The 25,718-nt window shown below is 70.5% G+C and carries 24 protein-coding genes and 4 pseudogenes; 15 read left to right on the top strand and 13 right to left on the bottom strand.

Going from position 1 to position 25,718, the window contains the following annotated elements; all coding sequences use genetic code 11:
• Positions 1-6: 6 nt before the first annotated feature.
• The 3 genes from cydB to hisC form a co-directional block, all read right to left on the bottom strand.
• On the bottom strand, positions 7-1,011 hold the full coding sequence (gene cydB, locus AC5L3C_RS19070; protein ID WP_493650029.1) for a cytochrome d ubiquinol oxidase subunit II: 1,005 nt from the start codon (positions 1,009-1,011) through the stop codon (positions 7-9).
• A gap of 20 nt (positions 1,012-1,031) precedes the next feature.
• Positions 1,032-2,537 carry a cytochrome ubiquinol oxidase subunit I gene (locus AC5L3C_RS19065; protein ID WP_493650028.1) on the bottom strand — a complete coding sequence of 502 codons (1,506 nt, stop codon included), beginning with the start codon at positions 2,535-2,537 and terminating at the stop codon, positions 1,032-1,034.
• Positions 2,538-2,820: 283 nt separating this feature from the next.
• Positions 2,821-3,900 carry a histidinol-phosphate transaminase gene (gene hisC / locus AC5L3C_RS19060; protein ID WP_493650027.1) on the bottom strand — a complete coding sequence of 360 codons (1,080 nt, stop codon included), beginning with the start codon at positions 3,898-3,900 and terminating at the stop codon, positions 2,821-2,823.
• Positions 3,901-4,349: 449 nt separating this feature from the next.
• On the opposite strand from hisC, the gene AC5L3C_RS19055 reads away from it, so the two are divergent.
• The 3 genes from AC5L3C_RS19055 (at position 4,350) to AC5L3C_RS19045 (ending at position 7,879) form a co-directional block, all read left to right on the top strand.
• Positions 4,350-5,462, top strand: a complete 1,113-nt coding sequence (locus AC5L3C_RS19055) for a LacI family DNA-binding transcriptional regulator (protein ID WP_493650026.1) — start codon at positions 4,350-4,352, stop codon at positions 5,460-5,462.
• 256 nt (positions 5,463-5,718) lie between these two features.
• Positions 5,719-6,816 carry a metallophosphoesterase gene (locus AC5L3C_RS19050; RefSeq protein ID WP_493650025.1) on the top strand — a complete coding sequence of 366 codons (1,098 nt, stop codon included), beginning with the start codon at positions 5,719-5,721 and terminating at the stop codon, positions 6,814-6,816.
• Between the two features lie 184 nt (positions 6,817-7,000).
• Positions 7,001-7,879 carry a hypothetical protein gene (locus tag AC5L3C_RS19045; RefSeq protein WP_493650024.1) on the top strand — a complete coding sequence of 293 codons (879 nt, stop codon included), beginning with the start codon at positions 7,001-7,003 and terminating at the stop codon, positions 7,877-7,879.
• Between the two features lie 136 nt (positions 7,880-8,015).
• Here AC5L3C_RS19045 and AC5L3C_RS19040 read toward each other — a convergent pair whose 3' ends face one another.
• Positions 8,016-9,548 carry a VWA domain-containing protein gene (locus AC5L3C_RS19040; RefSeq protein ID WP_493650023.1) on the bottom strand — a complete coding sequence of 511 codons (1,533 nt, stop codon included), beginning with the start codon at positions 9,546-9,548 and terminating at the stop codon, positions 8,016-8,018.
• Positions 9,549-9,638: 90 nt separating this feature from the next.
• Complete coding sequence (gene thiC / locus AC5L3C_RS19035; protein ID WP_493650022.1) at positions 9,639-11,453, bottom strand: phosphomethylpyrimidine synthase ThiC; 1,815 nt, start codon at positions 11,451-11,453, stop codon at positions 9,639-9,641.
• A 254-nt stretch (positions 11,454-11,707) separates the two neighbouring features.
• Here thiC and AC5L3C_RS19030 point away from each other — a divergent pair, with 254 nt between their 5' ends.
• Positions 11,708-13,105 carry a YibE/F family protein gene (locus AC5L3C_RS19030; protein ID WP_493650021.1) on the top strand — a complete coding sequence of 466 codons (1,398 nt, stop codon included), beginning with the start codon at positions 11,708-11,710 and terminating at the stop codon, positions 13,103-13,105.
• Positions 13,106-13,173: 68 nt separating this feature from the next.
• Here AC5L3C_RS19030 and AC5L3C_RS19025 read toward each other — a convergent pair whose 3' ends face one another.
• From AC5L3C_RS19025 to AC5L3C_RS19010, 4 genes are all read right to left on the bottom strand, one after another.
• The gene (locus AC5L3C_RS19025) at positions 13,174-13,608 is read right to left on the bottom strand and encodes an SsgA family sporulation/cell division regulator (RefSeq protein WP_125505393.1); all 435 of its coding nucleotides are present in this window, start codon (positions 13,606-13,608) and stop codon (positions 13,174-13,176) included.
• A gap of 98 nt (positions 13,609-13,706) precedes the next feature.
• Positions 13,707-14,432: an IclR family transcriptional regulator gene (locus AC5L3C_RS19020; RefSeq protein ID WP_493650020.1), complete on the bottom strand. Its 726-nt coding sequence runs from the start codon at positions 14,430-14,432 to the stop codon at positions 13,707-13,709.
• Between the two features lie 306 nt (positions 14,433-14,738).
• The gene (locus AC5L3C_RS19015; RefSeq protein ID WP_125505391.1) at positions 14,739-14,951 is read right to left on the bottom strand and encodes a DUF5326 family protein; all 213 of its coding nucleotides are present in this window, start codon (positions 14,949-14,951) and stop codon (positions 14,739-14,741) included.
• Positions 14,952-15,106: 155 nt separating this feature from the next.
• Positions 15,107-15,424: a cupin domain-containing protein gene (locus AC5L3C_RS19010; RefSeq protein ID WP_493650019.1), complete on the bottom strand. Its 318-nt coding sequence runs from the start codon at positions 15,422-15,424 to the stop codon at positions 15,107-15,109.
• Between the two features lie 61 nt (positions 15,425-15,485).
• Here AC5L3C_RS19010 and AC5L3C_RS19005 point away from each other — a divergent pair, with 61 nt between their 5' ends.
• The 6 genes from AC5L3C_RS19005 (at position 15,486) to AC5L3C_RS18980 (ending at position 20,189) form a co-directional block, all read left to right on the top strand.
• On the top strand, positions 15,486-15,863 hold the full coding sequence (locus AC5L3C_RS19005; RefSeq protein WP_125505389.1) for a phage holin family protein: 378 nt from the start codon (positions 15,486-15,488) through the stop codon (positions 15,861-15,863).
• Between the two features lie 5 nt (positions 15,864-15,868).
• On the top strand, positions 15,869-16,360 hold the full coding sequence (locus tag AC5L3C_RS19000) for a low molecular weight protein-tyrosine-phosphatase (protein ID WP_493650018.1): 492 nt from the start codon (positions 15,869-15,871) through the stop codon (positions 16,358-16,360).
• Positions 16,357-17,520 carry a cystathionine gamma-lyase gene (locus AC5L3C_RS18995; protein ID WP_493650017.1) on the top strand — a complete coding sequence of 388 codons (1,164 nt, stop codon included), beginning with the start codon at positions 16,357-16,359 and terminating at the stop codon, positions 17,518-17,520. The genes AC5L3C_RS19000 and AC5L3C_RS18995 overlap by 4 nt, the downstream gene beginning before the upstream one ends.
• A gap of 229 nt (positions 17,521-17,749) precedes the next feature.
• Positions 17,750-18,655 carry a LysR family transcriptional regulator gene (locus tag AC5L3C_RS18990; RefSeq protein ID WP_125505386.1) on the top strand — a complete coding sequence of 302 codons (906 nt, stop codon included), beginning with the start codon at positions 17,750-17,752 and terminating at the stop codon, positions 18,653-18,655.
• 97 nt (positions 18,656-18,752) lie between these two features.
• A complete protein-coding gene (locus tag AC5L3C_RS18985) occupies positions 18,753-19,235 on the top strand; it encodes an NUDIX domain-containing protein (protein WP_125505385.1) in 483 nt (160 codons plus the stop codon).
• Positions 19,236-19,322: 87 nt separating this feature from the next.
• Complete coding sequence (locus AC5L3C_RS18980) at positions 19,323-20,189, top strand: GNAT family N-acetyltransferase (RefSeq protein ID WP_493650016.1); 867 nt, start codon at positions 19,323-19,325, stop codon at positions 20,187-20,189.
• Positions 20,190-20,260: 71 nt separating this feature from the next.
• Here the strand turns inward: AC5L3C_RS18980 and AC5L3C_RS18975 are convergent, their stop codons facing one another.
• A complete protein-coding gene (locus tag AC5L3C_RS18975; RefSeq protein WP_493650015.1) occupies positions 20,261-20,689 on the bottom strand; it encodes a GlcG/HbpS family heme-binding protein in 429 nt (142 codons plus the stop codon).
• Between the two features lie 98 nt (positions 20,690-20,787).
• On the bottom strand, positions 20,788-21,996 hold the full coding sequence (locus tag AC5L3C_RS18970; protein WP_493650014.1) for an MFS transporter: 1,209 nt from the start codon (positions 21,994-21,996) through the stop codon (positions 20,788-20,790).
• A 143-nt stretch (positions 21,997-22,139) separates the two neighbouring features.
• On the opposite strand from AC5L3C_RS18970, the gene AC5L3C_RS18965 reads away from it, so the two are divergent.
• Both AC5L3C_RS18965 and AC5L3C_RS18960 read left to right on the top strand, forming a co-directional pair.
• Positions 22,140-22,604 carry a MarR family winged helix-turn-helix transcriptional regulator gene (locus tag AC5L3C_RS18965; RefSeq protein ID WP_493650013.1) on the top strand — a complete coding sequence of 155 codons (465 nt, stop codon included), beginning with the start codon at positions 22,140-22,142 and terminating at the stop codon, positions 22,602-22,604.
• Positions 22,605-22,613: 9 nt separating this feature from the next.
• A complete protein-coding gene (locus AC5L3C_RS18960; RefSeq protein WP_493650012.1) occupies positions 22,614-23,066 on the top strand; it encodes a GNAT family N-acetyltransferase in 453 nt (150 codons plus the stop codon).
• A 62-nt stretch (positions 23,067-23,128) separates the two neighbouring features.
• On the opposite strand, the gene AC5L3C_RS18955 is transcribed toward AC5L3C_RS18960, so the two are convergent.
• Positions 23,129-24,514, bottom strand: a complete 1,386-nt coding sequence (locus AC5L3C_RS18955) for a serine hydrolase domain-containing protein (protein WP_493650011.1) — start codon at positions 24,512-24,514, stop codon at positions 23,129-23,131.
• A gap of 88 nt (positions 24,515-24,602) precedes the next feature.
• Between AC5L3C_RS18955 and AC5L3C_RS18950 the strand changes: the two are divergent.
• Positions 24,603-24,776: pseudogene (locus AC5L3C_RS18950) on the top strand (GNAT family N-acetyltransferase); the annotation flags it as partial.
• A gap of 20 nt (positions 24,777-24,796) precedes the next feature.
• On the opposite strand, the pseudogene AC5L3C_RS18945 reads toward AC5L3C_RS18950, so the two are convergent.
• Positions 24,797-25,138, bottom strand: a pseudogene (locus AC5L3C_RS18945) (DUF3152 domain-containing protein); the annotation flags it as partial.
• 20 nt (positions 25,139-25,158) lie between these two features.
• On the opposite strand from AC5L3C_RS18945, the pseudogene AC5L3C_RS18940 reads away from it, so the two are divergent.
• Positions 25,159-25,254 (top strand): annotated as a pseudogene (locus AC5L3C_RS18940) (hypothetical protein); the annotation flags it as partial.
• 2 nt (positions 25,255-25,256) lie between these two features.
• Positions 25,257-25,680 (top strand): annotated as a pseudogene (locus tag AC5L3C_RS18935) (M15 family metallopeptidase); the annotation flags it as partial.
• Between the last annotated feature and the right edge of the window lie 38 nt (positions 25,681-25,718).

The following is a 25,718-nucleotide window of genomic DNA, read 5'->3' as shown; positions in this document are numbered from 1 at the left end:
CACACCTCAGTGCACGGGGTCGGCGATGTGCTGGGTGCCGATCCGCTTGCGGAACACCCAGTACGTCCAGCCCTGGTAGACCAGCACCACCGGTGTGGCGAGGACCGCGAGCCAGGTCATGATCTTCAGGGTGTAGGGGCTGGAGGAGGCGTTGGTGACGGTGAGGCTCCAGTCCGCGTCGAGCGTGGACGGCATGACGTTCGGGAACAGCGTCAGGAAGAGCATCGCCACGGCGGCCACGATGGTGACGCCGGACAGGGCGAACGACCATCCCTCACGTCCGGCCTGGTTCGCCAGCAGTGCGGCGACCAGCGCGGCGACCGCCACGGCCAGCGCGACCAGGCTGGCGCCGTCACCGTCACGGGCCTGGGTCCACAGCAGGAAGGCCCCCGCCGGCGCGGCGGTGACGAGCCCCACGCGCAGGGCCAGCCCGCGCGCCCGGCCACGGATCTCCCCGACCGTCTTGAGGGCCGTGAACACCGCGCCATGGAACGTGAACAGCGTCAGGGTCACCAGGCCGCCCAGCAGGGCGTACGGGTTGAGCAGGTCCCAGAAGCTCCCCACGTACTCGAACTCGGCGTCGATCTTCACTCCGCGCACGATGTTGCCGAAGGCCACACCCCACAGGAACGCCGGGATCAGCGAGGTCCAGAAGATCGCCGTCTCCCAGTTGCGCTGCCAGTTCTCCTCCGGCCGCTTCGCCCGGTACTCGAAGGCGACACCGCGGACGATCAGGCAGACCAGGATGACCAGCAGCGGGAGGTAGAAGCCGGAGAAGAGCGTGGCGTACCACTCGGGGAAGGCGGCGAAGGTGGCACCGCCCGCCGTGAGCAGCCACACCTCGTTGCCGTCCCAGACGGGACCGATGGTGTTGATCAGCACCCGCTTCTCGGCCCGGTTCCGGGCCAGCAGCCGGGTGAGGATCCCCACCCCGAAGTCGAAGCCCTCCAGGAAGAAGTAGCCGGTCCACAGGACGGCGATCAGAACGAACCAGACGTCGTGCAGTTCCATGACAGTACGGCTCCCTCGGCCTAGTACGAGAAGGCCATCGGCTTGTCGGCGTCACGGACGTCGCCGCCGAGCCTCGTGGGCGGATTGAGGTCGGACTCGCTGAGCTCGGGCGCGCCGGCCTTGACGTACTTGACGAGCAGTTTGACCTCGATGACGGCAAGGACGGCGTAGAGCAGGGTGAAGACGGACATCGAGGTGATGACCTCGGCGGTGGACACACCGGGGGAGACGGCGTCCTCGGTCCGCATCACTCCGTAGACCACCCACGGCTGACGGCCCATCTCGGTGAAGATCCAGCCCCAGGCGTTGGCGATGAGCGGGAACGCCATGGTCCACAGGGCCAGCAGCCAGTACAGCCGGGTGAGGCGCGAGCCGAGCGGCTTCCTCAGCAGCACCAGGTGCGGCACCGCGTCCTCCCCGGTGCGGTGCGCGGCCGGCAGCAGGAACTTCTTGCGGGTGAGCCACAGGCCGAGCAGACCGAGCGAGAAGGAGGCCATGCCGAAGCCGATCATCCAGCGGAAGCCCCAGTAGGCGACGGGGACGATGGGCTTGTAGTCACCGGGGCCGAACTGCTCCTGGAGGGCCTCATTGGTGTCGTTGATGCCCGGCACGTAGGACTCGAAGTCGCTGTGGGCGAGGAAGGACAGCAGGCCGGGGATCTCCAGGGCGACCTCGTTGTGCCCCTTGTCGACGTCCCCGTAGGCGAACACGGAGAAGGGCGCCGGTTCCTCACCGTCCCACAGGGCCTCCGCGGCGGCCATCTTCATCGGCTGCTGCTCGTACATGACCTTGCCGAGGGTGTCGCCGCTGATCGCGGTGAACAGTCCGCCGACCGCCAGGGTGACGAGGCCGAGCCGGAGCGAGGTGCGCATCACCGGGATGTGCTTCTTGCGCATCAGGTGGAAGGCGGCGATGCCGACCATGAAGGCGCCGCCGGTGAGGAAGGCGGCCGAGAAGCTGTGGAAGACCTGGTTGAGCGTGGTGTTCTGGGTGAGCACCAGCCAGAAGTCGGTGAGCTCCGCGCGGCCCTTCTCCTCGTTGATCCGGTAGCCGACCGGGTGCTGCATCCAGGAGTTGGCCGCGAGGATGAAGTACGCCGACAGCAGGGTGCCGATCGAGACCATCCAGATGCAGGCGAGGTGGATTTTCTTGGGCAGCCGGTCCCAGCCGAAGATCCACAGGCCGATGAAGGTCGACTCGAAGAAGAAGGCGATCAGGGCCTCGAAGGCGAGCGGGGCGCCGAAGACGTCGCCGACGAACCGCGAGTAGTCGGACCAGTTCATGCCGAACTGGAACTCCTGCACGATGCCGGTGACCACACCCATCGCGATGTTGATCAGGAAGAGCTTGCCCCAGAACTTCGTCGCCCTGAGGTACTTCTCCTTCCCGGTGCGCACCCAGGCGGTCTGCAGCCCCGCGGTGAGGGCGGCCAGCGAGATCGTCAGGGGAACGAAGAGGAAGTGGTAGACGGTGGTGATACCGAACTGCCATCGCGCCAGGGTCTCCGGCGCCAGAGCAAGATCCACGTCATCGCTCCTTACTCAGCGGTGGTCAGGACCGCTTGATCCCGTTCGTATCCCGCACATCTCGGGAAAACGGGATGCGCTTGTGAACGCGTTCACATTCACAAGCAATTATGACGTACCTCTTTTCCGACCAGGAAGGGGGGTCCCCTGTGACGTCAGCCCCTCTGCACGAAGGCACGCGCCCCGCGCCTCGCGCCTCGCGCCTCGCGCCTCGCAGCACGAAGCACGAAGGCGGCCCGCGGATGCCCGCCGGCCGCCCGTGCGCCCATGGTCCGTGTCCCGGTCAGAGCTCCTTGCGGAAGTCCTCCGTGGTCTTCAGGAAAATGTCGTTCGCCTCGGTCTCCCCGATGGTGACCCGCACGCCTTCGCCGGGGAACGGCCGGACGACCACCCCCGCCTGCTCGCACGCCTGCGCGAACGGCACCGTGCGCTCCCCCAGCCGCAGCCACACGAAGTTGGCCTGGCTCTCGGGCACCGTCCAGCCCTGGCCGCGCAGCGCGTCCATCACCCGGTTGCGCTCGCACACCAGCGAACCGACCCGGCCGATCAGTTCGTCCTCGGCCCGCAGCGACGCGATCGCCGCGTCCTGCGCGATCTGGCTCACCCCGAACGGCACCGCCGTCTTGCGCAGCGCCGCGGCCACCGGCTCGTGCGCGATGGCGAAACCGACGCGCAGCCCCGCCAGCCCGTACGCCTTGGAGAAGGTCCGCAGCACACAGACGTTGGGCCGCTCCCGGTAGATCTCGATGCCGTCCGGCACCTCGGTGTCCCGGATGAACTCGCGGTAGGCCTCGTCGAGGACCACCAGGACGTCATCGGGCACCCGGTCGAGGAAACGCTCCAGCTCGGCCCGCCGCACCACCGTGCCGGTGGGGTTGTTCGGGTTGCAGACGAAAATGAGCCGGGTCCGGTCGGTGATCGCGCCGGCCATCGCGTCCAGGTCGTGGACGTCGCCCGGGGTCAGCGGCACCTGGACGGAGGTGGCGCCGCTGATCTGCGTGATGATCGGGTACGCCTCGAAGGACCGCCAGGCGTAGATCACCTCGTCGCCGGGGCCCGAGGTGGACTGCAGCAGCTGCTGGGCGACACCGACCGAGCCGGTGCCGGTGGCCACGTGGGAGACTGGGACGGCGAAGCGCTCGGCCAGCTCGGCCGTCAGCGCGGTACAGGCCATGTCCGGATAGCGGTTGAAGGAGGAGGCGGCGGCCGCCACGGTCTCCATCACACCCGGCAACGGCGGATAGGGGTTCTCGTTGGAGGAGAGCTTGTACGCCACCGGTCCTCCGGCCGCGGCCGGCTTGCCCGGCTTGTACGTGGGAATCCCCTCCAGCTCGGCGCGCAGCTTGGGGCTCGTCTCGCTCACCGCAGTCCTCCTCGCGAAGACCGGCGGCCCAGGACCGCCGCCGTCATCCAATACTGCTCACCTTATGAGGATTCGGCGCCGCTGCGTATAGGCGCGGTGGCCGCTCGTGCCTGCCTTCCGCGTCACAGCGCCGTCACGGAGACAACAGGGGCAACATCACCCGAAGGGGTGCGAACGGCGCGCGGCGCAGGGGCGCGCCGCACATATATCTATGCGCCGGTGGCGGGCGCCGTGGCGCGCATCCCTCGTGCAGGTGAGTTGAGACCTCTTCGCAACATCGCACCCTCGGCAGGCCCGCATGCGCCCACACGTCAGATCTTGCCATTTGAACGTTCAACACCCTTGGTATCCAAGGAGCTTGACGTAAACGATCATGCAGAATCGTGCCTGTCAACGCATGCATATGCGTCCGCCCTACCCCACCTCATGAGCCCTACTATCGGCTCGCCATGACAGCAGCAGGGAAGCACCAGGTGAGCCGCGCGGAAACCTCACGCCGAGGCAGCCGGCCGGGTCGAGCGGGCATCAGGGACGTGGCCGCCGCCGCCGGAGTCTCCATCACGACCGTCTCCGACGCCCTCAACGGCAAGGGCCGGCTCCCGGACGCCACCCGGCGCCACGTCCGAGAGGTGGCCGACAGACTGGGGTACCGCCCCTCGGCCGCCGCCCGTACGCTCCGCACCGGGAAGTCCGGACTCATCGGCCTGACCGTGACGACATACGGGGATGAACCTTTCACCTTCACCGAGTTCGCCTACTTCGCCGAGATGGCGCGGGCGGCCACCTCCGCCGCGCTCGACCGCGGCTACGCCCTCGTCATCCTGCCCGCGACCTCCCGCCACGACGTGTGGTCCAACGTCGCCCTGGACGGCACGGTCGTCATCGACCCCTCCGACCAGGACCCGGTCGTCAGCGAACTCGTCCGGCAGGGATTACCGGTCGTCTCCGACGGCCGCCCGGCCGGATCGCTGCCGGTCACCGCCTGGGTCGACAACGACCACGAGGCCGCCGTCCTCGGCATCCTCGACCATCTCGCCGACTCCGGCGCCCGCCGCATCGGCCTGCTCACCGGCACCACCACCGACACCTACACCCACCTGTCGACCACCGCGTACCTGCGCTGGTGCGAACGCGTGGGCCAGGACCCGGTGTACGAGGCCTATCCGGCGCACGATCCCTGCGCGGGCGCCGTCGCCGCCGACCGGCTGCTGGCCCGTCCCGACCGCCCCGACGCCGTCTACGGCCTGTTCGACCCCAACGGCACCGATCTGCTCGCCGCGGCCCGCCGCTACGGCCTGCGCGTCCCGGACGACCTGCTGCTCGTCTGCTGCAGCGAGTCCACCGTCTACGCCAGCACCGAGCCGCCCGTCACCACGCTGTCCCTGAAACCGCGCCGGATCGGCACGGCGGCGGTCCAGCTGCTGATCGACGCCATCGAGGGCGTCGATTGCGACCAGCCGGTGGAGCAGGTCATACCGACCGAGCTGATCGTGCGCACCTCCTCGCAGCGCCGCCCGCCCCGCACGACGGTCAGCCCGCCGAGGTCGCCGAAGGGGAGCTGAGCCCGGGTCGCCGGCCGGAGTGTCCGCGGCACGGGCCGCAGCGACCGGGGCCACCGGCGGCGAGCGCGCGGCAGGAACGGCCACAGAGGCGGCCGCCGGACCGGACAGAACGGGACGAAAGCCACGGAGAATCTGAGTTGCGCTCCGATTCACCACCCCTGGGTCATCACACAGCGCGATCCGCATTCCTATGATGGGCCCACGACACCGCGGGCCGCTGCGACCAGGCAGTCCGATGCGGTGCAGATGCGGCGCGATGGTGGAGGGGTCGATGACTCAGGGGGCCGGTCAGGGACCCGAGGTGGAGCGGACGGCGACGTTGCGCGACTTCCGGGTACCCGCTTACGTCCACGAGACCGGTCCGTACGCCCAGAGCACGCGCCCCGGCGACACCGCCCCGCCCGCGGCCCCGCCCGCCGAGGAGACGTACCCGGAGGGGTACACGCCCACCCAGCGGGACCTCCCCGTCATCAACCGGGGCGACACCGTCCAGGTGAGCGTCGACCCCGTGCCCGCCCCGCAGCCCGTCAACGGCCAGGGTCCCCTGTACGTGGTCGGCGACGTCCACGGCTACCTCGAGGAGCTGCTGGCCGCCCTCCAGGAGCAGGGCCTCGTCGACTCGGCGGGCAAGTGGTGCGCCGGCACCACGCGGCTGTGGTTCCTGGGCGACTTCACCGACCGCGGCCCGGACGGCATCGGCGTCATCGACCTCGTGATGCGGCTGTCCGCCGAGGCCGCCGCGGCCGGCGGCTACTGCAAGGCGCTCATGGGCAACCACGAGCTGCTGCTGCTCGGCGCGAAGCGGTTCGGCGACACCCCCGTCAACTCCGGGGCCGGCACCGCCACCTTCCAGGCGGCGTGGCTGCTCAACGGCGGCCAGAAGACCGACATGGACCGCCTCCAGGACCACCATCTGCAGTGGATGGCCCGCCTCGACGCCGTCGAGGAGGTCGACGGCCATCTGCTGCTCCACTCCGACACCACCGCCTACCTCGACTACGGCCGCTCCATCGAAGAGGTCAACGACACCGTCCGCGAGACGCTCACCCGCAACGACGCGGACGAGGTCTGGGACCTCTTCCGCAAGTTCACCAAGCGGTTCTCCTTCCGCGACGAGGGCGGCCCCGAGGCGGTGCGCTCCCTGCTGGACACCTACGGCGGCAGCCGGGTCGTGCACGGCCACAGCCCCATCCCGTATCTGCTGGGCGAAGTCGGCTCCGAGGAGGGCGAGGACGACAGCGGCCCCGTGGTCGCCGGTCCGCACGTCTACGCCGACGGACTGGCCATCGCCATGGACGGCGGGGTCACCATGGCCGGAAAACTGCTGGTCCAGCAGCTGCCGCTGGGCGTCTGAGCGTTCCCGGGGCCGCGTTCCGGCGGCCCGCGGCCCCGCCGCGAGAAACGGCAATTTCGGTAAACCCCCTGTCACCGCGCGCCGTCACCGCTCTACCATCGGCTTATCCGTAGCAGGCTCCCCTCCGTTTCTGCCCGACGGCTCGTCAGCATGCCGAGCCCCAAGCCCTACGGAGCATCGGGGGATGCACATGAACAGCGTTCCGCAGCACCTGCTGAGCGAGGACCGCCAGGAATACGAGCGGATTCTCGATGAGGCGCTGCGCTCCGCACCACACAACCCGGAACTGTCCGCCATAGGACAGCGGCTCAACTCGGAACAACTGCGCACGATGGCGCTCAACGCCACCGCGATCGTCACGGCGGCCGCGGCGGTCGAGTACCAGCACTATGTGAAGGTCCGCGAGGAACTGCGCCGGCCACCGGCGGCGTCCGCCGCGACCGGCCGCGAGTCCGGCTCCGCCGAGCCGGGCAGGGGAGCGGCGGGCCTCGCCGCCACCATGGGGGAGGTCGCCGAGACCACCGGAGCGGGCGTCGTGGCCGTCCTGGCGGTCCTGGCACCGGTGCTCGCCGGAACCGCGGCCGCGATCTTCCTGCTCGTCGGCTGGATCCTGGGGCTGCTGGACCCCGGGGCGGCGTTCGCCCGGACCATGCTCACCACGGGGTGGGTGTTCGGCGCGGTGACGGCGGTCGCGATCCTCGTCGCCGCCGTGGGTCTGCTGCTCACCGCGCTGCGCAACAAGCCCTCGGCCCTCGGCGGCACGTACGTCGAACTCGACGGGGACGTGAAGCGGGCCAGGGACGCCTGGCGGGAGGCACTGCTGGAGCGGGGGATCATCCCGTTCCTGCGGGACGCACTCGCCGACCCGGCGGCGGCCGCCGCGCTGCAGCACACGGCACCGCCCGCGCCGGCCGGCCGTATGCCGCATCTCGGATACGACCGGCCGGGCTTCTCCAGCCCCGCCGCGCCCGACGAGGGCTCGGCCCGCGGCACACGGCCGAGCTACTCCAGTCCGGACTACTCCAGCCCGGACTTCGGCGGGCCGGAGCACCAGCCGGAGTAGCCGGACAGCCGGACCGGCCGGGGAGACGTCCGGCGCCGGACGCCCGGTACCCGTCCGTCGGCTTGCGCTTCCCGCACCGGGGGCGCGAGCCGGGTGGATGGGGCCGTCCGCGCCCCGGCCTGCCCTCGGTGCGTTCTCACAGGATGCCCGCGTTCCTCGCGGCCGTGATCCACAGCGGGAACTCGGACAGCAACCGGTCGTACAGCACCGGGTCCGGCACGGTGGCGATGTCGTCGACGGCGAAGAAGCCGACGTTGTCGACCCGGCGTCCGGGCAGCGTGTCGAACCGCTCGAGCACGCCGTAGTTGGCCTTGCCCAGCCCCACGAACTGCCAGAAGACGGGCTCCTCCACCGCCTCCCGGAGCTCGCGTTCGATCTCCTTGTTGCGGTAGACGCCGCCGTCGGAGAAGAAGAGGACGAGCGTCGGGGCGGACGCCGGGTTGTTCCGGACGAACGCGCGGACCTCGGCGATGACCTTCTGCTCCTCGTTCTGGATGCCGACGTCCCGCATGTCGACCTGGCCCGGCTTCAGCCCCTTCTTCCTGCCGCGCCGGAAGAGACCGACCTCCCCCACGCGTACGTGCAGCCGCAGCCACTCGGGGAGCTCGCCGAGCCGCAGATCCGGCAGCCGGGCCGGGTTCGAGGCGAACGTCCAGGCCTGCATCTCACCGTCGTCGTCCAGCTGGGCCGCGACCGCGGCCATCCGCTCGACGACGTCGGACACGATGCCCCTGGAGTACAGGAAGGACATCGACCCGGAGGCGTCCAGTACGAGGATGACGCGCGCGGTGACCCCGGCTGCCCCGTGCTTGCGCAGACTGACCGCCACCTGCTCCTTGCGCAGGGAGAGCCGCTTGCGCATGTCGACGGGCAGCCGCTCCTCGCCCTTGGTGAGCCGGGGAGTGTCCGGCTGGGGGTGAGGGGAGGGAGCCGGGGTGGGAGGTGCCTGCGCGGGCGGCGGAGACGCCGGGGGCGGCGGAACCGGGGCGACCGCGGGCGCGGGTGTGCTCGCGGGCGCGGGTGTGCTCGCGGGTGTGGGCGGGGGCGCGGGTGTGGGCGCGGGTCCGGGTGTGCTCGCGGGCGCGGGTGTGGGCGCGGGTGTGCTCGCGGGTCCGGGTGCGCCCGCCGCCGGTGACGGCTCGTCCACGGTGATGCCGAAGTCCGTGGCCAGTCCGGCGAGCCCGGAGGCGTACCCCTGTCCCACCGCCCGGAACTTCCACTTGCCCTGCCGCCGGTACAGCTCACCGCCGATGAACGCCGTCTCGGCCCCCGCGCTCATGTCGAAGCGGGCGACCTCGGCCCCGCCGGCGGCGTCGAGGAGCCGGAGTACCAGCCCGGGCACCTGGCCGAACGTCCCGCCGTCGGCCGAGGCGCACAGCACGATCCGTTCGACGGCCGGCTCGACCGCGCCCAGATTCACCTCCACGGTGTCGGTCGCGGTCCCGGTGGCGCCGTGCTTCCCGAGATGCGTCACGGCGGCGGACGCGTGCCGGGGCTGGTTGTAGAAGACGAAGTCCCCGTCGTCCCGCACCCGCCCGTCCGCCGTCAGAAGCAGCGCCGAGGCATCGATGTCGGGCACCCCGGGCCCCGCCGCCCAGGCGAGCTCGACCCGGACCACGGACGCGTCGACGGGACGATTGGACCCCTTGCTCATCGAACTCGCTGTCATGGGCCCAGTCTGCCCACCTGCTCCGACGAAGACGAGGGACCCCGCTGCACGGAAGCGGGGGACGGGCCCGACGGCCCGCCCCCGGCCCGTTCAGTCCGCCAGCGGCAGGTACACCCGGTTCCCGCTCGCCGCGAACTCCTTCGACTTCTGGAGCATCCCCTCGGCGATCTCCTCGGCCGTGGCCCCCTCGGCCGCGCCCGCGCCGAACCGCTCGTTGATGTTCTGACTGATCTTCATCGAACAGAATTTCGGGCCGCACATCGAGCAGAAGTGGGCCGTCTTGGCGGGTTCCGCCGGGAGGGTCTCGTCGTGGAACTCGCGCGCCGTGTCCGGGTCGAGGGCCAGGTTGAACTGGTCCTCCCACCGGAACTCGAAGCGGGCGTCGGACAGCGCGTCGTCCCACTCCTGGGCGCCGGGGTGCCCCTTGGCGAGGTCGGCGGCGTGCGCGGCGATCTTGTAGGTGATGACGCCGGTCTTGACGTCGTCGCGGTTGGGCAGGCCCAGGTGCTCCTTCGGGGTGACGTAGCAGAGCATGGCCGTACCCCACCAGGCGATCATCGCGGCACCGATACCGGACGTGATGTGGTCGTACGCCGGAGCGACGTCGGTGGTCAGCGGGCCGAGCGTATAGAACGGAGCTTCATCGCAGATCTCCTGCTGAAGGTCGATGTTCTCCTTGATCTTGTGCATCGGGACATGGCCCGGGCCCTCGATCATGGTCTGTACGTGGAAACGCTTCGCGACCGTGTTGAGTTCCCCGAGCGTGCGCAACTCCGCGAACTGCGCCTCGTCGTTGGCGTCCGCGATGGAGCCGGGCCGCAGGCCGTCGCCGAGCGAGTAGGTGACGTCGTACGCGGCGAGGATCTCGCAGAGCTCCTCGAAGTTCTCGTACAGGAACGACTCCTTGTGGTGCGCGAGGCACCACGCGGCCATGATCGAGCCGCCGCGGGAGACGATGCCGGTCTTGCGGTTGGCGGTGAGCGGCACGTACGCCAGACGCACGCCCGCGTGGACCGTCATGTAGTCCACGCCCTGTTCGGCCTGTTCGATGACCGTGTCCTTGTAGATCTCCCAGGTCAGTTCCTCGGCCCGGCCGTCGACCTTCTCCAGGGCCTGGTAGAGCGGCACGGTGCCGATGGGAACGGGGGAGTTGCGCAGCACCCACTCGCGCGTGGTGTGGATGTTGCGGCCGGTGGAGAGGTCCATGACCGTGTCGGCGCCCCACCGGGTCGCCCAGGTCATCTTCTCCACCTCCTCCTCGATGGAGGACGTCACCGCCGAGTTGCCGATGTTGGCGTTGACCTTCACCAGGAACCGCTTACCGATGATCATCGGTTCGGTCTCCGGGTGGTTGACGTTCGCGGGCAGCACCGCCCGGCCGGCCGCGATCTCCTCGCGGACCACCTCCGGTGAGACGTTCTCCCGGATCGCCACGAACTCCATCTCGGGCGTGATCTCACCACGGCGCGCGTAGGCCAGCTGTGTGACCGCCCGGCCCGGCCTCCCCCGGCGCGGCTGGCGTGGTCGGCCGGGGAAGACCGCGTCCAGGTTGCGCAGGCCCCCGCGCGGGGACGTGTGCTTGATTCCGTCGTCCTCGGGACGGACGGGACGGCCCGCGTACTCCTCCGTGTCACCGCGGGAGACGATCCAGTTCTCCCGCAGCGGAGACAGCCCGCGGCGGACATCGGTGTCGCCGAGCGGATCGGTGTACGGGCCCGAGGTGTCGTACAGCGTGACGGACTGCCCGTTGGTGAGGTGCACCTGACGGACCGGCACCCGCAGGTCGGGGCGCGAGCCCTCGACGTACGCCTTGTGCCAGCCGATGGACTTCGCGGCCTCCGCGTCCCCCGGGGTCGTGGTGGGGTCCTGCACGGAGGCAGGCGTACGTGCGTCCTTGTCGGTCATGAGACCTACTCCCTACGCCGGCATTACCCGGTAACAGGTTCGGCGGTCGACGCAGCGGTTTCCGTCCGCCGATGTTCCGTGTGAAACGTCACCCGACTTCGGTGATGTTTCATGTGAAACATCGCTGGGACGGAGGTCAGCGCCCTCTCAGCCCGGTGCTCCGAGCTCCCGCGTGTACAAAAGGTGCCTCCACGCTAGCGTCATCTCTGGCGCGGTGAACAGAGGGCCCCGGTTGTTCTTGCGATGATCGGTCGGTGACCTCGACCCAGCCTCCCCCCTATCCGCCACCCGAACCACCGCACGGCGCAGGCGCCGGAAGCGGCCACGGGCACGGACACAGTCACAGTCACGGCCCCGCGGCTCCCGTGTCCCGGCATCTGCGCAGAGTCATCGCGGCGGTCCTGATCCCGTTCGCCGCCGCGGTGCTGGTCGGACTCGCCGTGCTGTGGCCGGGCGGTGCCCCGGCGCACGAGCGCACCGGCGTCGGCTTCGACCGTCAGACGCAGCAGGCCACGGTGACCGAGGTGGTGGAGGTGGACTGCCGGTCCGTGAACGCCTCCGGGGGCGTACCGACCGGCGACACCTCCACCGCCGAGGGTTCCTCCGCCCAGCAGCAGGCGGAGGGGACCTGCAAGAGAGCGACGATCAGGGTCGACACCGGCGACGACAAGGGCCGTACGTTCGAGGAGATCGTGCAGCCGGACCAGTCCCGACAGCTGAGCGAGGGTCAGGAGGTCGTCGTCGCCTACGAGCCCTCCGCGCCCGAGGATCTGCAGTACTCGGTCACCGACGTGAACCGGCGCTTCCCCATGGCGCTGCTCGCCGGTGTCTTCGCGCTCGCCGTGGTGGCCGTGGGACGGATGCGCGGCGTCATGGCGCTGGTCGCCCTGGCCGTCAGCTTCCTGGTGCTGAACTTCTTCATCCTTCCGGCCATTCTGCAGGGGTCGAACCCGCTGGTGGTGGCCGTGGTGGGGGCGAGCGCCATCATGCTGCTCGCCCTGTATCTCTGCCACGGGCCGTCGGCACGCACCTCGGTGGCGGTGCTGGGCACCCTCATCTCGTTGCTGCTGATCGGCATCCTGGGGTCGGTCTTCATCGGCTGGGCCGCGCTCACCGGCAACACCGACGACAACACCGGTCTGATCCACGGGTTGTATCCCGGGATCGACATGAGCGGTCTGCTGCTGGCCGGAGTGATCATCGGGTCGCTCGGTGTCCTCGACGATGTGACGGTCACGCAGACGTCGGCGGTCTGGGAGCTGCACGAGGCCAATCCGTCGATGGGCCGGCGCGGGCTGTACCGCGCGGGGATCCGGATCGGCCGCGATCACATCGCGTCCGTGGTCAACACGCTGGTCCTCGCCTATGCCGGCGCCGCGCTGCCGTTGCTGCTGCTGTTCTCCATCGCGCAGAGCGGCGTGGGGACGGTCGCGAACAGCGAGTTGGTCGCGGAGGAGATCGTGCGCACCCTGATCGGTTCGATCGGCCTGGTGGCCTCGGTGCCGGTCACCACGGCCCTGGCGGCGGTGGTCGTCTCCGCTGATCGCCCGGCGGAACGGGCACAGGGGCGCAACCGGGGTGACGGGCACGCGCAGGTGCCGGAGGCCCGGTCGGCCGCGTCCGGCGGGAGGGGCAGGCGCCGCAAGCGCTGACGGGCCGCGGAGCGGGGCGGAACGCGCTGAAGCGTTCCGTCACAGGTTCATCCGGCCGGCGGAGCGCCTCAGCCGGCGCTCTGCTCCGCCAGGATCCGGTCCAGCGCGTCGTCGAGGTGGGCGTCGAAGTCGGCGAGCGCCCCCTCCTGGCCCAGCGGTACCAGTTTGTCGGTGCGGTCGAGGAAGGCCACCAGCGGTGCGGTCGACGAGCGGAAGAGCGCCTGGTCGCTGCCGACCTGAAGCCGGATCAGTACCTCGCCCAGCATGTCGCCGTCGACCGGGGAGACACGTACATCCCCCTCGCCGCACGGCCGGCCGACGCCGTCGACCAGCAGTTCCCGGCCGAACGCCCAGGTCACCGGGGCGTCCCCGGGCAAGTGGAAGGTGAGGCGCACGGCGTAGGGATCACAGGTGTCGTACCGCAGCTCCACCGGGATGCGGAAGGACAGCTCCTCCGACACGAGAAAGCTCATCATGACCTCTGCCTGTACGGATGCGCGCATCGCCTACCCCGTCATTCGCCGCGGACTGGCCGGGCATGGACCCTGACACCACAGGGAATCTTGCTGAACGTACACAGCAGATCACAAGGAGTGAGTTTTCAGATACTGATAGACAGCGTGAGCGACCCCAGCAGGCGTCCCAGCTCCGCCCGCAGATGGCGGGCCGCCGGGAGGAGCCGGTCGGCCTGGTGTGCGGGCAGGGAGATGGCCACCGAGGCCGCCGTGGTGCCCACGGTGATCGGGATGGCCGCGCAGACCGTCCCGAGGGCGTACTCCTGGCGCTCCGTCACCAGCTCCGCGTTCCGGCTGTGATCGAGGCGGCGCAGCAGACTGCGGTCGTCGCGCACGGTGTACGGCGTGACGGGACGCACGGGGTAGCGGTCCAGGTGGTCGCGCCGGGTCTCCTCGTCGAGCTGCGCGAGCAGGCACTGGCCGATGGCGTGGGCGTGGCCGGTCTCGCGGAAGTCGGCCCACTCCTCGACCGCGGGGATGCCCGGGGTGTCGGAGACGCAGACGATGTCGATCTCGCCCTCGCGGTACACCGCGTAGTACACGGGGACCCCGATCACGTCACGCCAGCGGGCGAGGGTCTCGACGACCTTGGTGCGACGTTTCTGCTGGGCTCCGCTGCTGCTCAGCCGCTCCGCCGCCTCTCCCAGGAAGAACAGCCCCTTGTCACGGCGCAGATAGCCCTCGTGCACCAGGGTGCGCAGCAGGTGGTAGGTGGTGGGGAGCGCCAGCCCGGTCTCGCGGGCCAGCTGTTTGGCGGGGGCTCCCTGCTCGTGTCCGGCGACGGCTTCCAGCAGGCGCATGGCCCGCTGCACGGATCCGATGAGGGTCGCCGTGGGCGCCGGCGCCTGGGACGCCGGCGAGCGGGGTTGAGAAGGGACCGCGGTCAGGTGTGCGGAGGGGGTGCCAGTCGTGGCCAAGGGTCACTCCCGAAACGCGAGGGGGGCGGCCCGTGTGAGGTACACGGGTCGGGGGGTTCGCCGCTCGCGGGGATGGGTCCACCCCGCGTTCGGGTTCCGGACTCTAACGGGCTGTCACCGCACGCAGACGGCTCGCCGGAGAAAAGTCCCCCGCCCGAGGGAACCGGTGATTCCTGTTACCGCCCCACCGGTCCCCTGCGCTCACCAGTCGCTGCGTGAGGAGGAACTCGACGTGAACTTGCGTACGACGTAGATCAGGCCGCCGACCAGCGCCACGAACACCAGCAGCTTGAAGAGCAGCCCGATCAGGAATCCGACCACGCTCGCCAGCAGCCCGCCGAACACCACCAGAGCGATGACCGGCACCGCGATCCACTTCACCCACCACGGGAGTCCCGCGAAGATCTCTCGCATCGCTCTTGTTCCTTACTCTCGGCACTCTCGGCCCGCCGCATGCGGGTCGTCCATCATGTCCTGCATCCGATGCTAGGGCGGCGGGTGGCCCGGCGGGGGCGTCCGATCCCTTGTCCTCCCCTGACCGGTCCCCTAGGGAACCCGCGGGGCCCGGCTCAGCTCTCGGGTGGAGAGAACACCACCAGAACCCGCAGGTCCTCGCTGATGTGGTGGAACTTGTGGGGAACGCCGGCCGGCACGTACACGACACTGCCGCGGGCCACCTGCGTGGTCTCCATGCCGACGGTGATCGACGCGCGTCCGCTGACGACGAAGTACACCTCGTCCTGGCCGTGCGGCTGCTGCGGGTCCTGGGCCCCCGCGTCCAGGGCGTAGAGGCCGACCGACATGTTCCGCTCCCGCAGGAACTGCAGGTACGCCCCGTCGTTGGCGGCGCGTTCCGCCTCCAGTTCGTCCAGCCGGAATGCCTTCATCTCCTGGTCCCCGCCCCTACCTCACTGCTCAAGCGCGATCGTGTCTGCCACGATCAGACACATGATGAATTTCCTAGTCAAGACGATCGCCAACGCCGGCGCCCTCGCCGTCGCGGTCTGGCTGCTCGACAAGATCACGCTGACCGGGGACAGCACCGGCAAGGAGATCGGCACCCTCCTTCTGGTCGCCTTGATCTTCGGTCTGGTGAACTTCCTGGTCAAGCCGGTCGTGAAGCTTCTGAGCCTTCCCCTGCTCATCCTGACCCTCGGCCTGTTCACCCTGGTGGTGAACGCGCTGATGCTGCTGCTGACCTCCTGGATCGCCGACCAGCTCGACCTGAGCTTCCACGTGGAGGGCTTCTGGACGGCCGTCCTGGGCGGTCTGATCATCTCCGTCGTCTCCTGGGCGCTGAACGTCGTCCTGCCCGACGGGGACTGAGCACGATGACCTACCGCGTCTGCTTCGTCTGCACCGGCAACATCTGCCGTTCCCCGATGGCCGCATCCGTCTTCCGCGCACGGGTGGCCGAGGCCGGGCTCGACGGCCTGGTCGACGTGGACAGCGCCGGCACGGGCGGCTGGCACGAGGGCGACGGCGCCGACCCGCGCACGGCGGCCGTGCTGCGGGAGAACGGCTACGGCACCGCACACACCGCCCGCCAGTTCGACCGCTCCTGGTTCGCCCGCCTCGACCTCGTCATAGCGCTCGATTCCGGCCACCTCCGAGCGCTGCGCCGGCTCGCCCCGACGGACCAGGACGCGGAGAAGGTCCGCCTGCTGCGTTCCTACGACCCCGCGGCCGGCGACGATCTCGACGTGCCGGACCCCTACTACGGTGATTCCGAGGGCTTCGTCGCGTGTCTGGAGATGGTGGAGGCGGCCGGCACCGGGCTGCTCGCCGCGGTGCGTGAGCACGTGGAAGGACACGCGGCATGACCGATGCGACGACGAACGCCGGCCGGGCCTTCCCCGAGGGCGCGGGCGACGGTACCCGCGCGGTGCGTGCCGGACTGCCCGAGCCGGTCAAGCACGAGCCGACCCTGCCCGGCCCCGTGTTCGCCGCCCACTTCCATCTGCCCGGCGATCCCACGGGCCCGTACACCTACGGCCGGGACGAGAATCCGACCTGGACCCTGCTGGAGCGGGCCATCGGCGAGCTGGAGGCACCGGGGCAGGACGGCGTCGAGGCCCTGGTGTTCGCCTCCGGCATGGCCGCGGTCTCCGCGGTGCTCTTCTCCCAGCTGCGCGCCGGGGACGCGGTCGTCCTGCCGGACGACGGCTACCAGGCGCTGCCCCTGGTGCGCACCCAGCTGGAGGCGTACGGCATCGAGGTGCGCACCGCCCCGACCGGCGGCGACGCCCAGCTCGAGGTGCTCGACGGCGCGAAACTGCTGTGGATCGAGACGCCCTCGAATCCCGGCCTCGACGTGTGCGACGTGCGGCGGCTCGCCGACGCGGCGCACGCGCGGGGCGCTCGGGTCGCCGTCGACAACACCCTCGCGACACCGCTCGGCCAGCGTCCGCTGGAGCTCGGTGCCGACTTCTCCGTGGCCAGCGGCACCAAGCAGCTCACCGGGCACGGCGACGTGCTGCTGGGCTACGTCACCGGGCGCGACACCGAGGCCATGGCCGCCGTCCGGCGCTGGCGCAAGATCGCCGGTGCGATTCCCGGGCCCATGGAGGCCTGGCTCGCCCACCGCTCGATCGCCACGCTCCAACTGCGCGTCGACCGGCAGAACGCCACCGCTCTCGCCCTCGCCCGGGCGCTGCGGGAGCGGCCGGAGGTGACGGGGCTGCGCTATCCCGGGCTGCCCGACGACCCCGCGCACAGGACCGCCGCGCGGCAGATGCGGCGCTACGGATGCGTGGTCTCCTTCACGCTGCCCACGCGCGCGCGGGCGGACCGTTTCCTCGACGCGCTGCGCCTCGTGGACGACGCGACGAGTTTCGGCGGCGTACGGTCCACGGCGGAGCGGCGCGGGCGCTGGGGCGGGGACGCGGTGCCGGAGGGCTTCATCCGCTTCTCCGTGGGCGCCGAGGATCCGGAGGACCTGGTGGCGGACGTGCTGCGGGCCCTGACCGCTTCGGCCTCCTGAGCCGCCGGCCGCGCGGACGGCGGCCCGGCGGCGGGCGCACCATGGCGGACGGTCCGAGCCTCCCCCCTCGTGGCTCGGACCGTCCTCGGTTCCGCGCGCGAAGAACCGCGCGACCAAGGCTAGTTGACTCAGTGTCAGTGTCCAATCACAGTAGCGACAGCGACCTATCGACTTATTTATAGTTGGCGGCATCCGGCCTGCAGCGGGGGCTGACAAGGGAGGGTGTGCCGTGGATCTGGCCTTGCTGCGGACCTTTGTGACCGTGCACCGGGCCGGTTCCTTCACCCGTGCCGCCGCCCTGCTCGGCCTCTCCCAGCCGGCTGTCACCTCGCAGATCAGGACGCTGGAGCGGCAGCTGGGGCGCCCCCTGTTCCTGCGCCAGGCACGCGGTGTGACACCGACGACCATCGGCGACGAGCTCGCCCACAAGGCCGCACCGCATCTCGACGCCCTGGTGGAGATAGCGGAGTCCGGGCTGGAGGAGGACTCCTTCTTACGGACCCTGCACCTGGCCGGGCCTCCGGAGTTCACCGCCGAGCGGGCGCTGCCGGCGCTCACGGAGCTGGCCGGGGAGGACGGTCAGGGCTTCGCCCTGCGTGCCTCCTTCGGCACCGCCGAGGAGGCCCTGGAGGGACTCGCCGCCGGACATCATGACCTCGCCATCAGCACGGCCCGGCCGCGCGGCGCCCTGCTCACGGCGACCGCGCTCTGCGACGAGGAGCACGTCCTGGTCGCCGCCCCGCGCTGGGCCGAGCGGATCGGCCCCGGCGCGGTCGGCCGCACCGGTCCGTCCGCCCTCGAGCAGGTCCCGGTGGTCGAGGTGCACGAGACGCTGCCGTTCGTCGCCCGCTACTGGGCGTCCGTCTTCGACTCCCGTCCCGTCGCCCCGGGCACGGTCATCGTTCCGGATCTACGCGCGGTGCTGGCCTGCGCCACCGTGGGGGCGGGGCTGGCGGTGCTGCCGCGGTACCTGTGCGCGGGCGCGCTCGAGCGGGGCGAGGTGGTGGCTCTGCACGAACCGCCGGTGCCTCCGCTGCGCACCTACTTCCTGGTGGTGCGCACCGGCACGCTGGCGATGCCGCACATCGCCCGGGCCCACGAGTGGCTGGAGCGGGCGGCCACCGACTGGTGCTGACCCGCCGGAGCGCTGCCGGGGCGTGTCCTGCCGGATGATTCCGGCCGGTGCGGCCGTGCGATGTTTCACGTGGAACCAGCCGGGCCACATTTCCCCCATGACCGTCCGACCCGTGGTCAAGCGTACCGCCCGAGCCGTTCTGCTCGACGGCGAGGACCTCATTCTGATCAAGCGCACCAAACCCGGCATGGATCCCTACTGGCTCACCCCCGGGGGCGGCGTCGAGCCGAAGGATTCGACCGTCGTGGACGCCCTGCACCGGGAGGTGTACGAGGAGCTCGGGGCGAAGATCACCGATGTGGTGCCCTGCTTCGTCGACACCGTGGAGCACATCGGCGAGGACGGCGGCGCCACCGGCGTGAAGGTGCAGCACTTCTTCGTCTGCCGCCTGGAGTCGATGGACCCCTCGCTGCGGCACGGTCCCGAGGTCGAGGAGCCGATCGGCGAGTACGAGATCGTCCGTGTGCCGTTCACCCGGGTCGGCATCGCCTCCGTCCACCTCGTGCCGCTGTCGCTGCGGCACTATCTGGACGGCAACATCGAGGGCGTGCGCGCCATGCACGCGCCCGACCTCGGCTGACCCCCGCCCGCGCGGGTGGCCAAAAGCTCGTACGAGTCCATCGAAACTGGTGGACGCCGAGGGCTCCCGTCGGACAGCCTGACCTGCGTGCCGACACCTTCCCTTGACGCTCTGCCCATCCGCCGTCTGACGCTCCGCGATCTCACCGCCTGCGCCGACTTGTCCGAGGACCGGGGGTGGCCACGGGAGGAGCACAAGTGGGGACTCCTGCTGGCGTCCGGGAAGGGGTACGGCATCGACGACCCTGGCGGTGGTCTGGTGAGCGCCTGTGTCGTCACCGAGTACGGGCCGCAGGAGCGGCCCGCGCTCGCGGCCGTCGGCATGGTCCTGGTCGCCGAGCGGCATGCCCGCCGGGGTGTGGGACGCCGGCTGATGCGGCACATCGTCGCCGAGGCGGGGACCACGCCTCTCACCCTGCACGCGACCCCCTCCGGCCGTCCGCTCTACGAGGGCCTCGGTTTCAAGGTCACCGGCGGGGCCGAGATGCTGCGGGGCCGGTTCACCGGCACGGACGCCCGGGCCGAGGTCGCCACCCGTACCGCGACCGCCGAGGACCTCCCGGCGATCCTCCGGCTCGACGAGGAGGTGTTCGGGGCGGACCGGACGCATGTCGTCACCCGGCTGCCCGCCTTCGCCGATCAGCTGCGCGTCGCCGAGGAGGACGGACGGCTCATCGGTTACGCGGCCGCCTGGCCCACCATGGACACCCATGTCGTGGGCCCGCTGATCGCCCGTGACACCACGACGGCCAAGGCCCTTGTCTCCTCCCTCGCCGCCCACACCGTCCGGCCCCTGCGCACCGACATCGATGTGCGGCACGAGGAACTGCTGGACTGGGCGAAGGGTCATGGGCTGGCGTCGGTCGCGTTCAACGCCGTGATGACCTACGGGGCCACGGAGCTGCCCGGGGACTGGAACCGGCGGTTCGCCCCGGTGACCGTCGCGGCGGGCTGACCCCGCGGGCGTCGGTCGCCTTTGACCGCCTCACGCGGCCGCCTCGTCAACCGCCTCACGCGGGCGCCTCATCAGACGAGGGCTTCCACGGCCGCGGTGGCGAAGGCGTGGTCCTGCTCCGGAGCGCCACCGCCGACGCCGATCGCCCCGATCAGCCTGCCGTCCCGCCGGACGGGCACGCCCCCGGCGATGAACAGCAGCGGCCGGTCGAGGGCGGTGGGCAGGGTGTGGAAGGGGCCGTCGGGCCGCACCGCGTCCACGAGGTCGGCGGTGGGCGCGTTCAGCTGGAGGGCGGTGTACGCCTTGCGGGTGCTGGTCTCACCGGAGATCAGCACCGCGCGGTCGTCCCTGTGGAAGGTGAGCAGGTGCCCGCCTGCGTCGACGACGGTGACGCTGACCGCGACACCGGCCGCCTCGGCGGCCCGGCGGGCGGCGATGACGAGGGCTTCGGCGTCCGCGGTGCCGAGCGGGGCGACCGCGGAGGCAGTCGTGGTGGTCATGAGGGTTCTCCTTGCGATACGGGTGACGTCGGTCGTGCGGGTCCGGCAGCGGTGGGGGCGGGGACGGCCCTGGCCCCGCGCCTGCCGGTGCCGTCGGGTCAGTGGGTGAGGGCGGCCGGCCGCTCGGCGGACGCCGGCCCGGTACGCGCGGTGCCGGGCGCGCCGGCGCGGCGTTCCAGGGTGGCCGAGACGAGGGCGAGCACCAGGGCCGCCGCGGCGAGGACGGCGCCGATCCAGTTGGGGGCGGTGTAGCCGAGGCCCGCCGCGATGACCAGGCCGCCGAGCCAGGCGGACAGGGCGTTGCCGAGGTTGAAGGCGCCGATGTTGAGGGCCGAGGCCAGGGTGGGGGCACCGTGCGCGTGGTCGAGGACCCGCTTCTGCAGCGGCGCCACCGTGGCGAACCCCAGGGCTCCGACGAGGGCGACGGTGACCGCGGCGGTGACCTTGTTGTGCGCGGTCAGGGTGAAGAGGGCGAGGACGGCGGCCAGGGCGCCCAGGGAGACGTACAGCATCGGCATCAGGGCCCGGTCGGCGTACCGGCCGCCGACGAGGTTGCCGCCGACCATGCCGAGCCCGAAGAGGACCAGCAGCCAGGTGACGGAGCCGTCGGCGAACCCGGCGACCTCCGTCATCATCGGCGCGATGTAGGTGATCGCCGCGAAGACACCGCCGAAACCGAGAACAGTCATCCCCATGGCGAGCAGGACGTGGGCGTTCTTGAGGGCGGCCAGCTCATGGCGCAGCCGTACGCCCTGGGGCCGGGGCATGTCGGGGACGAGCGCCGCGATGCCGGCCAGGCCGGCGACGCCGAGGGCGGCCACGGCGGCGAAGGTGACGCGCCAGCCGATGGACTGGCCGACGAACGTGCCCAGGGGGACGCCGACGACATTGGCGACGGTCAGCCCGGTGAACATCAGGGCGATGGCGCCGGCCTTCCGGTCGGGGGCGACCAGGTCGGCGGCGACCACGGAGCCGATGCCGAAGAAGGCGCCGTGGGCCAGTGAGGCGATCACGCGTCCGGTCAGCATGAGGCCGAAGGCGGGGGCCAGCGCCGAGAGCAGGTTCCCTACGACGAACAGTCCCATCAGCAGCATCAGCATCCGCTTGCGGGAGATCTTGGTGCCGAGCACGGTCATCAGGGGCGCGCCGAGCATGACGCCGAGCGCGTAGCCGGTCACCAGATGGCCGGCGGTGGGGATGGAGACACCGAAGTCACCCGCGACCTCGGGCAGCAAGCCCATGATCACGAACTCCGTGGTGCCGATCCCGAAGGCCCCGATCGCGAGGGCCAGGAGCGCGAGAGGCATGGAGGGACAAACCCTTCGAGAGATTGCAGGAGCGCTTTACGCGCTCTGACAATAATTGCAGACGAGCTTTATTTGCAAACGCTGACTATTGCGGACCTGCTCTACGCTGGTGTCAGGAGCTCCTGGACCCGGAGGAAACGCCCATGACAGCCACGGACCCCGCGCTCACCGCTCTCGCTCAGGGCTGGTGCGCACTCTCCCTGCTGCACGGGAGGATCGAGACCCACATCGAGCGGGCCCTTCAGGCCGGGCACGACCTGAGCGTGCGGGAGTACTACCTGCTCGACGTGCTGAGCCGGCAGCACGACGGCGAAGGCGGCCATCTGCAGATGAAGCAGGTCGCCGACGCGGTCGTGCTGAGCCAGAGCGCCACCACCCGGCTGGTCACCCGGCTCGAGGACCGGGGGCTGCTGGAGCGCTATCTCTGCCCCACCGACCGGCGCGGCATCTACACCAACGTCACCGAGGCCGGCCGCGCGCTCCTGGAACAGGCACGGCCCACCAATGACGCCGCCCTGCGCGAGGCCCTCGACGAGGCGGCGAAGGACCCGGGGCTGGCCCCTCTGGTCCGGGTGGTGGAGACACTGAAGGCGCCGGTGCCCGCATAGGGTGCCGCCATGGCAGATCTCGACATACGTCCCGCGGTCGCCGACGACATCCCCGCGATCGTCGGCATGCTCGCGGACGACCCCCTGGGCGCGCGGCGCGAGTCACCGGACGACCTCACCCCGTATCTGGCCGCGTGGGAACGGCTCGCCGCCGATACGAACCAGCACCTGGTCGTCGCGGTCCGCGAGCAGCGCGTCGTCGGCACCCTGCAGCTCACGATCGTTCCGGGACTGTCCCGCCGCGGCTCCACCCGGTCCATCATCGAGGGGGTCCGCGTCCACGCGGACGAGCGCGGCAGCGGGCTGGGGAGCCGGCTCATCGAGTGGGCGATCGACATGTCCCGCCGCGAGGGCTGCCAACTGGTCCAGCTCACCTCCGACGTCACGCGCACCGACGCCCACCGCTTCTACGAACGACTCGGCTTCACGGCCTCCCACGTGGGTTTCAAACTGCCGCTGTGACGAGGCCGGGGCCGTGTTTCACGTGAAACACGGCCCTTCGGACGGCGTGCCCGCGTCGTCGGTCAGCCGATGCCCCGCCAGCCACCGGGGTCCACTCCGCCCGGCACCGGGGCTCCCTCGTCGTACGGCTGGCGTGTGAACACGAACGACCCCAGGTCGAGATGGCTCACCCGTCCGTCCGGACGCCGCACGGGCCGCAGGAGTTCTCCGGCGTAATAGCCCTCCAGCCCCACCCAGGTGCCGTCCCCGTCCGGGCGGAAGCGTGAGCGCCGGCCGGTGCCGGACAGCGGCTCCAGCGAAAGGAACCCGTCGGCGGAGAGCCGCAGCGCGAAGGCATGCGTCCCCCAGTACCACTGACCCACCAGCTCCAGCACCGCCGGATCGGCCTCCCTCAGCGGCTGCCACGGAGCGGGGATACGCGGCTCGGCCCGAGCGACGATCCGGACGAGATCGGCCGCCACCGTGAACGGGGCGGGCCCGGAGGTGCAGTTCGCCAGGACCACCGCACCGACATCGTCCGCCACGCTCATCGTGACGCAGGCGAGAAAGCCGGGAAGCGACCCGGTGTGCCCGACGAGGGCACGCCCGTCCTGGTGGCGCAGTTCCATGCCCAGGCAGTACGCGTAGCCGTCCGCCACGTCCGCCGCCTCCACAGGCGCCGCCGGCGTCCTCATCTCCCGTACCGTCTCCGACCCCAGCACGCGCTCGTCGCCCTCGGCCAGGAAGGCAGCGAAACGCGCCAGGTCTCCGGCCGTCGACCACAGTTGCCCGGCGGGGGCCATCACCCCCAGGTCCTCCACCGGCTCGGGCAGCAGCACATCGGCCCACGGATGCACCGCCCAGCCATCCGCATGCGGCGCCTCGGGCCGCACGCTCGTCCGGCGCAGTCCCAGCGGTTCGAGCACACCGTCCCGGAGCGCTACCTCCCATGGGACACCGCGCATCTTCTCGACCAGCGCGCCGAGCAGCGCGTAGCCGGGGTTCGAGTAGTGGAACCGCCTGCCCCTCGGGTGCACCTGCGGCCGTTCGCCCAGCACATCGGCGAGACGGGGCCGCAGCGTCCCGGGAGTCCGCTCCCACCAGGGGCCGGGCGTCTCGGCGGCCAGCCCCGCGCTGTGCGAGAGCAGTTCGGCGATGGTCGCCTCGCCCGCTCCGGTGCCCGGCAGATGCTTCTCCAGCGGGTCTGAGAGATCCAGCGCGCCCTCGTCACGCAGCCGCAGAACCAGAACGGCGGTGAAGGTCTTGGTGATCGAACCGATCCGGTACTGCACGTTCTCGTCCGGGACCTGGCCCTCCACCGAGGTCCGTGCCCCTGTCCACACGGCCTTCCCGCCCCGCACCACGGCCGCGGTCAGCGAGGGCGCGCGTCCTTCGGTCTGCGCCACGGCGATCCGGTGCAGCAAGGCCCGCCGCGTCCCGGACAGCAGTTCTTCCTCAGGTGTCGTCATCCCCACAGTCCAGCACGGGCACCGGCCACCCCGACGAACCACCGCCGACGGGGCGGCGGTGTAGGTTCCCATTACCTGATCACCGTCAGCTCCTGGGCACCACCGCCCGGCTGCCGCGGGGAAGGTCGATCGCGGCTACCTGTTCCTGCCGCGAGCGTGGGGACACGGTTACGCCGCCGAGGCATGCGCAGCGGCACTCGACTGGTTCGACGGCGCCCCGAGCCCTGACCGGGCCGCTCCGCTTGACACTCAGGGCACCTCAGGGCACCTCAGGGCACCTCCTCAAGGCACCTCGGGGCCGTCGTGGAAGGTGCCGTCCGGGGCGTAGGGCCAGGCGTTGGAGACGCAGCCGTTCAGGCCTTTGATCTGCTGCATCATCACCGGGGCCGGCTCGCCGGGCCCGGGGCATCCGCGGTGGCCGTAGCCGAGCCAGTGCCCGACCTCATGGTTGATGACCAGTGCCCGGTACTCCTCGGGCGGTCCGGCGAATTCGGTTGAACCGAGCTGCCGGCGCTTGAGGTTGACCGCGACCGTCCGGTCGACCCGGCAGTTGAGCTCGCCGTGGGTGTCGAGGCCGCCGGTCGCGCAGATGGCGTCGGCGGTGCTCGGGGTGGCGATGCGGAGCCGAGCACGACCACGGCGCCGCGAAGGCCGTCTACCGCGCCCTGGGATGCCGGGGACTGGCGCGAGTGGACATGTTCCTCAAGGAGGATGGCGAAGTGGTCCTCAACGAGGTCAATGCTTCGGCCTGATGCTCTGGGACGGCTACCGCCCGCAACGCGCCGTGGACTGCTTCGTGCGCTGGTCGCAACAGCCGGAGGACGGCCTGACGAAGCCACGGCACTATCCGAACATCGACAGATCCGACATGTTCGAGATGGGATACGTGGCCACCAAGTCGGGCCACGGTCGGGGCAGCCGTGGACATGACGCTGTATCACCTGGATACCGGCGAACTTGCCTCCATGGGTGGTGGTCACGACCTGATGGATTCCCTCTCCCATCATGGAGCAACGGGGATCGGGCAAGTCGAAGCGCGAAGCCGGGAACACCTGCGTTCCATCATGGAAGGCTGCGGTTTCAGCTCGTACGGGTGCGAGTGGTGGCACTACACACTGAACGGCGAACCTTATCCGGACACCTACTTCGATTTTCTCATCACGTAGTTGGGGTCCCGGTAGTACTCGCCGAAAAAACAACGGAG

The sequence above is a fragment of the Streptomyces speibonae genome, assembly GCF_984686075.1.
The sequence above is the reverse complement of the archived record's forward strand: the minus strand, read 5'-3'. Positions and strand labels throughout refer to the sequence as shown.

Excerpts from the sequence above, each read along its gene's own strand:
- cydB (WP_493650029.1), bottom strand. The coding sequence starts at position 1,011 with ATGGAACTGCACGACGTCTGGTTCGTTCTGATCGCCGTCCTGTGGACC.
- AC5L3C_RS19055 (WP_493650026.1), top strand. The coding sequence starts at position 4,350 with ATGACAGCAGCAGGGAAGCACCAGGTGAGCCGCGCGGAAACCTCACGC.
- AC5L3C_RS19050 (WP_493650025.1), top strand. The coding sequence starts at position 5,719 with ATGGTGGAGGGGTCGATGACTCAGGGGGCCGGTCAGGGACCCGAGGTG.
- AC5L3C_RS19045 (WP_493650024.1), top strand. The coding sequence starts at position 7,001 with ATGCACATGAACAGCGTTCCGCAGCACCTGCTGAGCGAGGACCGCCAG.
- AC5L3C_RS19040 (WP_493650023.1), bottom strand. The coding sequence starts at position 9,548 with ATGACAGCGAGTTCGATGAGCAAGGGGTCCAATCGTCCCGTCGACGCG.
- thiC (WP_493650022.1), bottom strand. The coding sequence starts at position 11,453 with ATGACCGACAAGGACGCACGTACGCCTGCCTCCGTGCAGGACCCCACC.
- AC5L3C_RS19025 (WP_125505393.1), bottom strand. The coding sequence starts at position 13,608 with ATGCGCGCATCCGTACAGGCAGAGGTCATGATGAGCTTTCTCGTGTCG.
- AC5L3C_RS19015 (WP_125505391.1), bottom strand. The coding sequence starts at position 14,951 with ATGCGAGAGATCTTCGCGGGACTCCCGTGGTGGGTGAAGTGGATCGCG.
- AC5L3C_RS19010 (WP_493650019.1), bottom strand. The coding sequence starts at position 15,424 with ATGAAGGCATTCCGGCTGGACGAACTGGAGGCGGAACGCGCCGCCAAC.
- AC5L3C_RS19005 (WP_125505389.1), top strand. The coding sequence starts at position 15,486 with ATGATGAATTTCCTAGTCAAGACGATCGCCAACGCCGGCGCCCTCGCC.
- AC5L3C_RS19000 (WP_493650018.1), top strand. The coding sequence starts at position 15,869 with ATGACCTACCGCGTCTGCTTCGTCTGCACCGGCAACATCTGCCGTTCC.
- AC5L3C_RS18995 (WP_493650017.1), top strand. The coding sequence starts at position 16,357 with ATGACCGATGCGACGACGAACGCCGGCCGGGCCTTCCCCGAGGGCGCG.
- AC5L3C_RS18985 (WP_125505385.1), top strand. The coding sequence starts at position 18,753 with ATGACCGTCCGACCCGTGGTCAAGCGTACCGCCCGAGCCGTTCTGCTC.
- AC5L3C_RS18975 (WP_493650015.1), bottom strand. The coding sequence starts at position 20,689 with ATGACCACCACGACTGCCTCCGCGGTCGCCCCGCTCGGCACCGCGGAC.
- AC5L3C_RS18970 (WP_493650014.1), bottom strand. The coding sequence starts at position 21,996 with ATGCCTCTCGCGCTCCTGGCCCTCGCGATCGGGGCCTTCGGGATCGGC.
- AC5L3C_RS18965 (WP_493650013.1), top strand. The coding sequence starts at position 22,140 with ATGACAGCCACGGACCCCGCGCTCACCGCTCTCGCTCAGGGCTGGTGC.
- AC5L3C_RS18960 (WP_493650012.1), top strand. The coding sequence starts at position 22,614 with ATGGCAGATCTCGACATACGTCCCGCGGTCGCCGACGACATCCCCGCG.
- AC5L3C_RS18955 (WP_493650011.1), bottom strand. The coding sequence starts at position 24,514 with ATGACGACACCTGAGGAAGAACTGCTGTCCGGGACGCGGCGGGCCTTG.